Below are 14,203 nucleotides of genomic sequence, written 5' to 3' on the forward strand. Positions count from 1 at the left end.
TTAATGAATCCTCAACATTTAAGAAATTGGTTTGCTAATTGCTGCTACTGTACCTCATAACAGCGGGAACCGCTGTATCGAACAGAATGTCACTCTTCCCAATAACACTGCGTCCGGGAACCGCTATCTGCTATTTGTCAGCGATGCTTATAAAAACCAAAGCGAAACGAACGAAGCTAACAACGTTCGTGCAGTACCCATCACGCTTTCCGGGCCGAGTGCAGATTTAATTGTTTCAGAGGCTCTTGCTCCCAACATAGTTACAGTAGGTCAGACAGTTCCTGTTTCTTGGAAGATACACAATCAGGGAGATGCTGCAACTAATGACGCTTACTGGTACGACTCTATCTACATATCTGACGACACAACGCTTGACAGTTCAGACACTCATGTTACCGACGAATATGCACCGTACCACAACTCATGGTCATCGCTAGGAGCTTCTTCCAGTTACTCCAATCCGGTAACGCGGGATATCACCATTCCAAGCACTAAGATGGGGAACCGCTATTTGCTATTTGTAGCAGATAGCCAGACAGATATAGACGAAAGCAAGGAAGCCAACAACGTATTAGCGAAGCCTATTGAAGTAAAAGCAGCGGATCTAGTAGTTGATAATCTGACTGCTTCTCAAACAGCCATAGCCAGTCAAACAATAAACGTTTCTTGGACTGTTCGTAATCAAGGCAACGCTGCTACCCCAAATTATTACTGGTCTGATTACTTATACCTTTCCAAAGATACCATCCTTGATACTTCGGAGGACACTTTGATTACCTCCGAGTGGTTTGGTGATTACAATTTATACCAACCACTGGCTCCAGGAATGCCCTACACCGTACAAAAGGATATTAAACTACCTTCTGTAGAAGCGGGTCAATACTATTTGCTTTTAGCAACTGATGGCGGAAAAAGTCTTAATGAAGCGGACGAAACGAACAACGTTAAAGCGTGGGATATTCAGTTAGAAGCACCCGATCTAAAAGTAGATGGAGTTTCAGCTCCTCGCACAGCCGGACTGGGCGAAACAGTCCGCGTTAATTGGGAAGTAATCAACCAGGGAAACGTACCAACTGCCGCCCACTCCTGGTACGACTATATTTATTTATCTAAAGACCAGATCTACGATTACTCTGACACCTATGTCAGCTCCCGTTGGATGCAAGACAAGACACCCGTAGCACCAGGGATAGACTATGAAGCTTTTCAAGACATCACCCTCCCCAAAAATATTGCTCCGGGTAGTTACTATCTACTGCTTATTTCAGACTACTACAAAGACCAGGGTGAGACGGATGAAACCAATAATGTCTATGCTGCACAGATCAAATTAAACGCACCAGACTTAGTTGTTTCTGGTAGAACAAATTCTTCTACTGTCAATCCAGGGGAGCGAATTACCGTTTCTTGGAAAGTCAAAAACCAGGGGGAAGTTGCGGCGACTGCTGACTGGAATGACTACGTATACCTTTCTGGCGATCGCGTTTACGATAGCAACGATATTGCTATCATCTATCCTTGGACAGGATACCAGACCCCTCTAGCAGTAAACTCAGAGTACGAAATCACCCAAGAGAACATCACTCTACCCAACACTGGTGCAGGTGAACGGTATCTGTTATTCATGGCCGATCGATACAACTACCAAGGCGAAACGAATGAAGCCAACAATATCGACGCCGTACCGATTACAATCAACGGGCAAAATGCCGATCTAGCGCTTTCAGTTCTGGAAGCACCAACAACGGCAGTTTTAGGTCAATCCATCAGAACCAAATGGCAAGTTACGAACGTGGGAGAGCTACCTACTTCTAATTACGGTTGGTCCGATCGCGTCGTCATTTCTGATGACACGATCTTAGATAGTTCCGATACCTACGTAATCTCAGTCTGGTCGGGTTACTACAATTCGTACCAGCCTATGGCAGCCGGAGCTAATTACACCGTAACCCAAGATCTTTGGATTCCAGCTACTGCCGTTGGCGATCGCTATTTGTTATTTGTCGCAGATGGTTACAACAACCAATGGGAAACTACCGAAGTCAATAACACAGTCGCAGTACAGATCTCCCTCCTTGCACCTGACTTAGTTGTTACTAGCGCTACAGCACCCAATAAAAGCCTACTACCTTTGCTAGCGCACCAAATATCGCCACATTAGGAGATACCGTTGAAGTCTCTTGGACAGTTAAAAATCAAGGTAATTTTACAGCTTCTTCTGATTGGAACGATGCTATCTATATTTCTGACGATACTACACTCGATCCTAACGATACACTTGTTAGAGATTTCGACGCATCGGAAAAGAGTCCTTTAGCCGTTGATGGCACGTACACTTTCACTAAAAACATTAAAATTCCCAATACCCAAATTGGGAGTCGCTACCTACTATTTGTTACTGATGATGAAGCCGAGCAAAGCGAAAGCTCCGAAGCTAACAACGTATTAGCGGAAGAGATTACATTGCAGGCTCCGGATTTAGTAGTTTTCGATGCTACGGCACCTGAGACTGCTAATTGGGGCGAAACCGTCTCGGTTTCTTGGAAAGTGAAGAATCAGAGTAGCGTGACGGCTGCTGCTAACTGGTGGGATCATATTTACCTTTCTAATGACAATATTTTCGACAGTAGCGATCGCTTCATCGATTCAAAACCAACTGAAGATAAGACACTGCTTGCGGCTAATAGCTTTTACGAGCAAAACCTCAATATAGAAATTCCTGACAACACCGGAATTGGAAGTAAATATCTGCTGTTTATAGCTGATGGCGATGATATTCAAGGTGAAACTGATAACGCGAACAACTTGAAGGCAGTGCCAATTGAAGTGAAGGCACCAGATTTGGTAGTCAGCAATATTACTGCTCCACAAGAAGCATTATCGGGACAGCAGATTGAAATCTCATGGAGGCTTACAAACCAAGGTAACACTGCGGCGACGGGAACCTGGAACGATTATATTTACTTATCTAGCGACTCAACAGTTGGGACCGATCGCTACATTACTACATTCCCCTTTACGGGTACTATTGCCGCTGGCGAATCGATAGAACGTCGCCAGTTAATCACTGTGCCGAACGAACTGACTGGCGATTACCGGATTGTAGTTTCCACCAATAAAGACAGTCAAATCGTTCGAGAAAACCAAACCAACAACACGGCTATTGATGACGGTGCCGTTCGGGTTCGCCTCTCCCCCATCCCCAACCTTCAAGTTTCCAGCGTTACCGCGCCACCTACTGCCTTTTCCAGCCAGCAAACGGCGATCGAGTGGACTGTTACCAATACGGGAACGGGAGGTACTAGCGCTCCCTACTGGTACGATGCAGTTTGGCTTTCCCTCGATACTGCTTTTGACAATACCGATACTTACTTAGGCAGCGTTGTCAATGCCAGCTATCTCAACGTTGGCGAGAGCTACATTAATAGTCTAACGGTAAATCTGCCACGAGGTATTGATGGCAACTACTACTTCCTGGTCAAAACCGACACCAACAATAATGTCTTTGAACGTGGTGGAGAGGGAGACAATTTCCACGCCAGCGATCCTTATACAGACGTTAACCTAACCCCACCCCCAGATTTCCAAGTTGCTCCAGTCAATGCGCCAAGTCAAGGCTTTTCCGGTCAGCCTCTCACTCTCAGTTGGACGGTTACCAACTCAGGAACGGGGCGAAACTTGGAAACGAGCTGGTATGACGACATTTTTATGTCTGTCGATGAAGTATTGGATAATTCCGATCGCTTTCTCGATCGGCGTTTTCAAAGTGGCACGATAAATCCTGGTGAAAGCTATAATGCCACGTATACGGTTACTCCCCCAGTTGATGTTAGTGGCGATTTCTTTTTCTTTGTGCGAACTGATGGTGGCAATCAAGTCTATGAAAATGCGTTTGAAGGTAATAACACTGGTTACGACACTACAGCTACCAGAATCAATCTTACGCCACCACCGGATTTAGAAGTTGAAGAAGTCGATGCACCCGCTTCAGCATCGGCGAGTCGTTCTTTAACTATCAATTACAAAGTAAAAAACTTCGGGGCAACTGCCACTCCTAACTTTAGTTGGCTCGACACTTTTTACTTATCTACCGATTCGCAGCTAAACCCCGATACGGATCTGAAGCTTGGCACCCAGAGCCACTTTGGGGCTTTAGATGTGGATGCTTCTTACAATGGTTCTGCTACGTTCGTACTTCCCAACGCGATCGAGGGAACTTACTATGCCTTTGTTGTTACCGATAGCGCCAATAATGTTTTCGAGCTGAATAACGACAACAATAATGGGATAGATGGCAGTCCGATTTCTATTACTTCTCGTCCTGCTGATTTGGCAGTAACGGCAAACATTCCCATAACGGCTTCTGCTGGCAAAGCGATTCGGGTAAATTGGACGGTTACTAACCAAGGCATTGGCGATACTGCGGTTACGAATTGGATCGATCGGGCGATTGCCTCTAAAGATGCTGTGTTGGGCAATGGGGACGATGTGCTCCTCGGTACGTTTGAACGTAATGGTTTGCTCAATCCTAACAGTTCCTATCAGCGCAGCGAGCTGGTGACCATTCCTTTTGAACTTGTCGGTCAGTACAATTTGTTCGCGATCGCGGATGCCGATGGCAGGGTATACGAAGCAACAAATGAAATTAATAACTCGGCAGTCCAAATAGTTAATATAACCAGGCAAACTCCCGACCTGCAAGTTACTCAAGTCATAGCACCGGCGACGGCTAATTCGGGGCAGCCTTTTACGGTGAATTGGACGGTTAAAAATTTAGGCGGGGGACGGACTAATACTGATTATTGGTACGACGATGTTTATCTTTCTACTGATGAGATTGTTAGTAGCGATGATATTTATCTGGGGCGAGTTTACCGATCGGGCGCTCTGGAATCATCGGGTCAGTACACCGCCTCTTCTACATTTAACTTGCCTTACGACATTAGCGGCGATTTCTACACTCTCGTCCGCACCGATAGTACCGATCGAGTGGTGGAAGCTCCTTTGGATAACAATAACACGCGGGCTACGGTGAGTGCTGCGTCGATTGGGTTAACACCTGTACCGGACTTAGTTGTTGCGGCGGTTGATGCACCTGCTGCTGCTATAAGTGGGCAGTCATTTAATGTTACCTGGACAGTCCGCAACGATGGTGGGGCGGCTACTGTCGATCGTTCTTGGTACGATGCTTTTTACTTGTCACGCGACCAATTTTTCGATCGCAATACCGATACGTACTTGGGATTCAAATCTCAAACTCTCGACTTGGCTGCGGGAGCGAGCTACACTCAAACCGAGTCTTTTACTATTCCCCAGGGGCTGTCGGGTCCATTTTATGTCTTTGCGGTAACAGATAGCGGCAACTACATTAACGAGCGCGGCGGCGAGCAGAATAATACTGGCTACGATGGCATCTCAACGGAGGTGCAGCTTTCCCTACCTGCTGACTTGGTAGTAACCGATTTTACAATTCCTGCTAATGGTGTACCGGGGCAGAACGCCACTATTAGCTACACGGTAACAAACCAGGGTGCTAATCCAGCTTTGGGCAGTTGGTCTGATGCTATTTACCTTTCTACTGACGAGCAGTGGGATGTGGGGGATGCCCTTGTTGGGCGGGTGCAGCATTTTGGAGATGTACCGAGTGCTGGTACGTACAGCGAGACTCTAACCGCACCGCTACCCGGTGTTGTTCCTGGCGATTACTACGTTATGGTTCGCAACGACATCCGCAATTCGATTTTAGAAAGTAACGAACAAAACAACGCGGAAGCCTCGGTGGGGCAGATAGCTGTTGATGCCTCACATCTAGAACTGGGCATCCCCGTTAGTGGCACTATGTCTCAGGGTCAGTCTGTCTATTACCGGGTTGAAGTTCCTGAAGGTGAAACTCTACAGGTCACTTTTGACTCTGCGGTAGAGAGTGGATTTAACGAGTTGTACGTCAGTTACGAGCAAATGCCTTCCCCGGCAGCGTTTGACTTCGAGTTTGAGAACATATCTGCCGACCAGCAAGTGGTAGTACCTCTGACCCAAGCCGGAACTTACTACATCTTAGCTCGCGGTCAAGACGTTCCTACTTTGACACACGATTATTCTATTGAGGTCGAAACGATCGATTTCGGCATCAGGGCGATCGGTCAAACAGTTGGGGACAATAGTGGAACCATTACTGTAGAAATTTCGGGGGCTAAATTCACGTCGGAGTTAACTGCTGTACTGGAGAATGAGGCTGGGGAGAAGGTAGAGGCAACGAATATCTGGTATGAGGATTCAACTAGCGTTTTTGCCACTTTTGACCTAACCGCTGCCACAACTGGGACTTATGACCTTAAAATTTTGCAACCCGACTATGAAGTGGTCTATCCCGAAACGGATGACGGTAATGGCGAACCTGTAATTACCACCTCAATTCTTACAGATGTTCTTGAAGATGGGTTCACCGTTGTCGATGAGCGTCCGGATAATGTTTTGCTGTCTGTAACTTCAACCCCTTCCGTTAGGGCAGGACAGAGCTTTGATATTATCGTTTCTTATGCCAATCGAGGTAGCCACGATGTAAAAGCGCCTTTAATTGTTCTGGAAACTGACCCCGACATTCGCTTGGAAAATATTCAAGATGGGGATGAGTTTGCTCAGCTTGGGTCGATGATATTGCTGGGTATTAGCAATGAAGGTCCGGCTGGTATTCTGCGTCCCGGCGAAACGGGAACAATTCGCCTGCGGGGGACAGCGCCGGGGTCTACTGGATCGATCGATATTACCGCTCGCCAGATGGTAGATGATGGCAGTTCTGTTGATTACGCCAGCTTTATTGAATATTTGGGCGGTGATATTTCGACGCCTGAATGGTCTAATGCTGTTTTGGCGCTACAACAGAAGTTTGGCAATTCGTGGACTACTTTCCAAACTGGACTGGCAGACCTGGCGACTGAGTTAACTGCTATTGACGACTATACACACTCAGCTACTGAATTGTGGGCTGATGTTGCTTTAGATGCTTGGGGCAAAGCTTATTTTGATAACTTCTCAACACCTTCAACTGAAAATAGTTTATCTGAGCTTAGCAGCAGTATTCAGTTAGCGGATTATACTGCGATTGAAAACAGTCTTTTAGAAGATAACTACACTATCCAGTTTCTATCAAATTCTGTCGCAACTGAAAGTAGTTCTTCAGAAGTTAACGATAATGTGCAGTCGTTTGGTTTTGAGTCAAGTTTCCAAGTATCCCAGGCAAATTCACTGACACCCCAACCTCGAACGCCGATCGTTCCCCGCTCTCAAATATTTGAAACAGTCGAGGCCATAGCCCAAGTATTTGGCTACCCAGACGGTGTTGTAGGAATAAAAATACCAGGGAGTGTAGAGCCTAGAGGACGACAAGGATCGGCTCCGGAATCATCATTTGATTTCACAATCACATTAAATGATATTGACAATGCTCAATTCGCAGACATAATAGATGACTTGGCAGGAGTAGACCCAATCGTAGATGTAAGTTCCCATGCGTTATCCGTCGCTAACAATGTTAATTTCGACAAGAACAATATTGAAGCTTTACTTGCTTTGCTTTATCCATATACCGATGCTTTTGATACTTTAATGAGGCGGGTAGAAAATGAGATTTTAGACGTTGCAGAGCAATTTAGAAAGGGCTTGCAATTACTAAGAAATCCTGCGCCTACTGCGGGTGCAATCCTGAAGCATTTCGTAGGTAATCTTGGTTCCACGCCTGCCAATCTTGCTAATAGTTATGAACAAAGCGTGCGGCAAGCCCTATCTGCCGCCAACCCCAAAGCTCCTTCGTGGCTTGCCAACAAAACTATCGAGATCGGTCAACACTTTGCTGCTGAGTGGCAGACATATAGGCCAACTTATCCCTTTTTTCCTAGTCCCACGGGTCATGTGCATTTCGATGATAACTATCAATCAGCAGCAGTCGTCCCTAATGTTGATTTGACAACCATCCCTAATAATGTTGTAAAAGACATCAAAGAGAGCGATGAGTATAAGTCAGAAATTAATTTTCTTAAGACTCAATTAAATCTAGCTGTTGAACGGGGAGCCTTCTATGTACCAACCCAAGTACCACCCTATGATTGAAACGTACTGAATATTAGCCAGCCCGGTCGTCGATTTTCTGCGGATGAAGCTCCTATTATTCCTCTACGAGGCTTTATTTACTCAGCAAGCGAGACCTCAGATGCTTTGAATGATACTGATGCACTTTTGACTTTTGGTCAAATAAGCTTCAAAAGAAGTGATTATGCAAGAGCAGAAGGAACTTACGCTGTCGTTAATTCAATTTACATTAAAGAAGATTGTGGGATAAAGACTTACACAGCTAATGTCTCTATTTATGGAATTGACTCATACTCTTGGCAGAAGGATGATCGGGCAAATAAGAATAAAGAGGAGTTTCGGGCATCTGGTATCGACCCTGGAGTTTTTGAATATGTGTGGCTCGCTCAAGAATATGGCTATGGTCAGCCTTTCACCATGACTTTTGGAATAGATGAAAAAGAAGTTTCAGGCTCAGTTAAGTCAAACAGCGATTGTCCTCCCAAAAAACTTCCAACGCCTCCAACAACCCCTACACCTTCTAATGGTTCGGGAGGCTCTAAAACCAATGTTGTCGCTTCTCGCGATCCCAACGACATCATCGGTCCCCAAGGCTTTGGTGAAGAACACTGGGTGACTGCTGCTGACCCCTTAGCCTACACCATCCGCTTTGAAAACGACCCGGTTTTTGCAACAGCTCCCGCTCAAACTGTCCGCGTCACCCAACAACTTGACAGCGACTTAGACTTCCGCACCTTCCGCGTAGGTGATTTCGGTTTTGGCGATACATTTATCGATGTGCCGGATAACCGCGCCTTCTATCAAACTCGCCTAGATCTCACCGCCACACAAGGTATCTACGTCGATGTCGCCGCAGGCATCGATATTACTAAAGGAGAGGCGTTCTGGGAATTCACTTCTATTGACCCCGCTACCGGAGAAATTCCCGCAGATCCCCTGCGCGGCTTTTTACTCCCCAATCTCACTCCTCCAGAAGGCGATGGCTTTGTCAGCTATACCGTGCGTCCTAAATCAACACTAGCAACAGGTGCAACCATCGACGCTCAAGCGCGAATCATCTTCGATATCAACGAACCGATCGACACTCCTGCTATCAAAAACACTATCGATGCAGGCAAACCCACAAGTGCCGTAGAAGCTCTACCAACGACTGTCGCAGACACCAGCTTCCCAGTCAAGTGGAGCGGCAATGACGATGCGATCGGGTCAGCCTTAGCTGGCTACACTATCTATATCTCCGAAAATGGAGGCGAATTTACTCCTTGGCTAGAAGATACTACCCTCACCGAAGCCACCTACATCGGTCAACCCGGTAGCACCTACGCCTTCTACAGTATAGCCCGCGACAATGCCGGTAACGTTGAAGCAGTTCCCAACACACCCGATACCCAGATAGCCGTAATCGACACAACTGTCAACCCCAGCATTCTGGACTTCAGCGCTACCCTCTTCAGCCTCAACGAAGATGGCACCCTCATTACTGCCGTTACCATCAATCGAACGGGCAGCAGTGTGGGAGCGATCGCTACTACGGTGAGTTTAACAGATGGCACCGCCACTTCTCCTACTGATTACGACAGTACCCCCATCGCAGTTAACTTTGCCGATGGAGAAGTTACCAAAACTATTACCGTTCCTGCTGTTAACGATACCGCCGTTGAATCGAACGAGACGATCGCTCTCACCTTAACCAATCCTACAGGCGGTGCTGTCATAGGTACGCAAAATACTGCTACCCTTGCTATTGTTGACGATGATGTTTCCCTAGCTTTTAGCGCGGCTCAGTTTAGCGTCAACGAAGACGGGACGCCGATTGCAGCCGTTACCATCACCCGCACGGGTAGAACGACTGGGGAAATCAGCGCTCTTGTCAACTTGCAAAATGGCACCGCCACTTCTCCTGCTGATTACAACAGCACACCTATCGTCGTTAACTTTGCCGATGGAGAAATCACCAAAACTATTACCGTTCCTGTTGTTAACGATACCGCCGTTGAATCAAACGAGACGATCGCTCTCACCTTAACCAATCCTACAGGCGGTGCTGTCATAGGTACGCAAAATACTGCTACCCTTGCTATTGTTGACGATGATGTCTCCCTAGCTTTTAGCGCGGCTCAGTTTAGCGTCAACGAAGATGGGACGCCGATTGCAGCCGTTACCATCACCCGCACGGGTAGAACTACTGGGGAAATCAGCGCTAGAGTCAACTTGCAAAATGGCACCGCCACTTCTCCTGCTGATTACAACAACACACCCATCGTAGTTAACTTCGCTCCCGGAGAAACCACCCAGACGGTAACGATTCCCATCGTAGATGATACTCTAGGCGAGACAAACGAAACCGTCAATCTCACTCTCAGCGATCCTACAGGTGGAGCGACTATTGTCACCCAAAATACTGCTACTCTTACGATCGTAGAAAACGATGTGCAACTCGCCTTCCACTCTACCCCCTTTACCGTCCGAGAAGATGGTACACCCTTATATGCGGTTAGAGTCGCACGCACTGGCAAAACTACAGTCGAAGTGGGTGCCACTATTATTTTAAGTGATGGTACAGCTACTGCACCCAATGACTACAACAACAGTCCTATTACTGTGCGCTTGGCTTCTGGTGAAACTCAAAAGACGGTTATCGTTCCTATTGTTGAGGATACGATCGTTGAAAGTAGGGAAACGATCGCTCTGGAGTTACGCAATCCCACAGGGGGTGCTACTATTGGGGCACAAAATACAACCACTGTCAATATAGTAGACAACGAAACTCCGCCTAGCGGTCTGACGATCGTCGGCACTAATAACGGCGATACTTTAACGGGACAGAGTACCAACGACGCCCTTTACGGTGGCAACGGTAACGACAGTCTTTTTGGCGGTGCGGGTGACGATTCTCTAGACGGTGGTGGTGGTAATGATACCTTAGATGGAGGTGCGGGCAACGACGAGTTGGTGGGCGGACTGGGCAACGATGTTTATATTGTTGATAGTACGGGCGATATCACTGTCGATGTCCTTAATGGTGGAACGGAAATTGTCCGTTCTGCTGTTGACTGGACACTGGGCGATAATTTGGAAAACCTGGTACTCACTCAAAGCAATCCCATCAAAGGTACGGGCAATGCTTTGAGGAATGTTATTACTGGTAATAGCGGCAATAATTCCTTATCCGGTGGCGATAGTAGTGACACGCTCACAGGTGGTGAGGGCAATGATACGCTTAACGGTGGGAACGGTAATGATGTTCTGCAAGGCGAAGTCGGTAACGATGTGCTTGCTGGCAATTTAGGGTATGACAGTTTGACGGGTGGGGATGGGAACGATCGGTTTGTCTACTCTGTTTTCGATGAGCGGGGGGATACGATCGTCGATTTTAATACTAGCAATGATGTAATTGTTTTGACTGAGTTATTCGCTAATGTGGGTTATAAAGGTACTGACCCATTTATCGATCGTTACTTGGGGTTGGTGCAGTCTGGAGCGAATACTCAAGTTCAAATCGATCCCAATGGTACGGCTGGAGCGCCTGGTTTTAGTACGCTGGTAACGTTGAATAATGTTGTGTCAACCAGTTTGAATGCTAACAACTTTGTGTTTTGATAGTGATGTTTTTGGTTTGAGTCCCAAATAAGGCCAGCAATGGTGTTAACTATGAGACAGCTAACAAAATATGGTATAGCACTTTTTGTGTCGGCGTGTTTGCTGGCTGTTTTGTTAGGTTCGTGTGGTGATGATTCCTGCAAAGCTGCTGTTAAAAAAGATAAATTGAGCGCATTAATCGGGCAACTACAAGGTCAATGCTGCGTCTATGAGGCAAACCCATACGGCTCCTGTCAGAAAAAGTCGAAACCTTATGTCCCTGGACTCAAATATCGCTGCGTTAGTTCGGCTGCCAGATGCCTTGGTGCGATGGGTTCTGAAGCTCAAGAAGCAGTTCCGGATCTCATTGAGGCACTCTCGACTGGGCCGAATGATTACAGCACAGGAGACGGGCCTATTCCTACTCGCACCCATATTATCATGGCCTTGGGCAAAATCGGCGACCCAAGAGCAGTCAAACCTCTGATAGCCGCACTCTACTCACCGCGACCTACTGACAGGTTTTTGGGTCTACGCTCCTCTCTTAAGCCGCCCAAGGGATACGATGGAACGATTGAGGCTCTTGGCTTAATCAAACCTGCCGCTGTTGAAGCGGTTCCCCACATCATCCCCTTTTTGAAGGAGTCTGACTCCTATCTGTTTCGAGCCGCTACCATAGCACTGGGACAGATTAAAGACCCCAGAGCGATTCCTCCTCTGATCGAGGCATTAAACAATCCAAGCAATCCAGGTCTAGCCGCTGATACCCTGGCAAAATTTGGCCCTGTAGCTGATGCAGCGGTTCCCGCTCTTATTAAGATGATTGAAAGCTCGACAAATGTTAGCGAGGGTCTAACAGCCGCCAGAGCTATAGGCAAGATCCGTGGTCAAGCCGCGATCCCAAAAATAGCAATAATGTACGAGCAAAAATTTATTGAATTTCCTGACGAGCTACGAGAAATATTTAGAGACTATGGCTATAAAGGAGATTTTGTCTATGCTACCTACGAGAAGGAAAGATATTATATAACTCTTACTACCTCACAAAATCTTTACGTTCGGCTCGATCGCAGTACGTCAAATCCCAGTCTTACCAGCGGTCAAGTGTGGATAGAACGCAGTTTTTCAAGTCCCATTCTTAGCCCCAACGGCGTGTGGATACAAAGAGATGGACAAAAGATTTCCGAGCAAAAATTTACCACATTTAAGGAAATGCGAGATCTCATTAAAAAAATGTTGAAGACTCGCGGAGCGGGCAGCTGACGGGTGGGAATGGGAACGATCGGTTTGTTTACTCTGTTTTCGATGAGCGGGGAGATACGATCGTCGATTTTAATACTAGCAATGATGTAATTGTTTTGACTGAGTTATTCGCTAATGTGGGTTATAAAGGTACTGACCCATTTATCGATCGTTACTTGCGATTGGTGCAGTCTGGAGCGAATACTCAAGTTCAAATCGACCCCAATGGTACGGCTGGAGCGCCTGGGTTTAGTACGCTGGTGACGTTGAATAATGTTGTATCAACCAGTTTGAATGCTAACAACTTTGTGTTTTGATAGTGATGTTTTTGGTTTGAGTCCCAAATAAGGCCAGCAATGGTGTTAACTATGAGACAGCTAACAAAATATGGTATAGCACTTTTTGTGTCGGCGTGTTTGCTGGCTGTTTTGTTAGGTTCGTGTGGTGATGATTCCTGCAAAGCTGCTGTTAAAAAAGATAAATTGAGCGCATTAATCGGGCAACTACAAGGTCAATGCTGCGTCTATGAGGCCAACCCATACGGCTCCTGTCAGAAAAAGTCGAAACCTTTTGTTCCCGGACTCAAATATCGCTGCGTTAGTTCGGCTGCCAGCTGTCTTGGCGCAATGGGTTCTGAAGCTCAAGAAGCAGTTCCGGCTCTGATTGAGGCACTCTCGACTGGGCCTAACAATTACGAGACGGGAGACGGACTTATTCCTACTCGCAGCGATATTATCATAGCTTTGGGCAAAATCGGCGACCCAAGAGCAGTCAAACCCCTGATAGCTGCACTCCACTCACCGCGACCTACTGATAGGTTTATCGGTCTACGATCATCTCTTAAGCCGATCGCGGGATACGATGGAACGATTGAGGCTCTCGGCTTAATCGGGCCTGTAGCGCGAGAAGCAGTTCCCCACATCATCCCTTTTTTGAAGGAGTCTAACTCAGACCTCTTTCGAGCCGCCACCACAGCGTTGGGACAGATTAAAGACCCCAGAGCAATTTCTCCTTTGATTGAAGCTCTTAATCATCCAACTGATGCTGCCTTAGCTGCTGAGGCTTTGGGGGAATTTGGTGGGCTAGCTGATGAGGCAGTTCCCATTTTGATTGAGAAGCTCAAAAAGTCACCAGATATGTACGGTAACATTCTGGTAGCCAATGCCATCGGTAAAATCCGAGGCGAAGCGGCGATACCGAGAATAACCTATTGGCACAAAATAGGTAACCGTTCAGGGGGTGCGCCTGCGGCGCACCACCCCAAGAGGAGTAGTAAGGATTTTGGGGAAAAAAGGCGGGC

At 46.8% G+C, this 14,203-nt stretch carries 6 protein-coding genes and 1 pseudogene; all 7 read left to right on the forward strand.

The features are described 5' to 3' along the window. Nucleotides 1–31 precede the first annotated feature (31 nt). The gene (locus LAY57_RS32655) at nt 32–2,161 is read left to right on the forward strand and encodes a CARDB domain-containing protein (RefSeq protein WP_249071354.1); all 2,130 of its coding nucleotides are present in this window, start codon (nt 32–34) and stop codon (nt 2,159–2,161) included. Beyond that, a pseudogene (locus LAY57_RS36735) lies at nt 2,149–2,391 on the forward strand (CARDB domain-containing protein); the annotation flags it as partial. The gene LAY57_RS32655 and the pseudogene LAY57_RS36735, both read left to right, overlap by 13 nt. Before the next feature lie 72 nt (nt 2,392–2,463). Further along, entirely contained in the window at nt 2,464–8,103 is a 5,640-nt protein-coding gene (locus LAY57_RS32660) for a CARDB domain-containing protein (protein WP_249071355.1), read from the forward strand. Nucleotides 8,104–8,208: 105 nt separating this feature from the next. Then, nucleotides 8,209–11,682 carry a calcium-binding protein gene (locus LAY57_RS32665; RefSeq protein ID WP_249071356.1) on the forward strand — a complete coding sequence of 1,158 codons (3,474 nt, stop codon included), beginning with the start codon at nt 8,209–8,211 and terminating at the stop codon, nt 11,680–11,682. A gap of 51 nt (nt 11,683–11,733) precedes the next feature. Continuing rightward, nucleotides 11,734–12,924, forward strand: coding sequence for a HEAT repeat domain-containing protein (locus tag LAY57_RS32670; protein ID WP_249071357.1), 1,191 nt, complete (start codon nt 11,734–11,736; stop codon nt 12,922–12,924). A gap of 59 nt (nt 12,925–12,983) precedes the next feature. After that, on the forward strand, nt 12,984–13,220 hold the full coding sequence (locus tag LAY57_RS32675; protein ID WP_338022539.1) for a type I secretion C-terminal target domain-containing protein: 237 nt from the start codon (nt 12,984–12,986) through the stop codon (nt 13,218–13,220). Between the two features lie 51 nt (nt 13,221–13,271). Further along, on the forward strand, nt 13,272–14,203 hold a 932-nt coding region (locus tag LAY57_RS32680; RefSeq protein ID WP_249071359.1), incomplete at its 3' end, for a HEAT repeat domain-containing protein.

Origin of the sequence: Argonema antarcticum A004/B2, from assembly GCF_023333585.1 — a bacterium.
In the GTDB taxonomy this organism is placed as follows: Bacteria; Cyanobacteriota; Cyanobacteriia; order Cyanobacteriales; family Aerosakkonemataceae; genus Argonema; species Argonema antarcticum.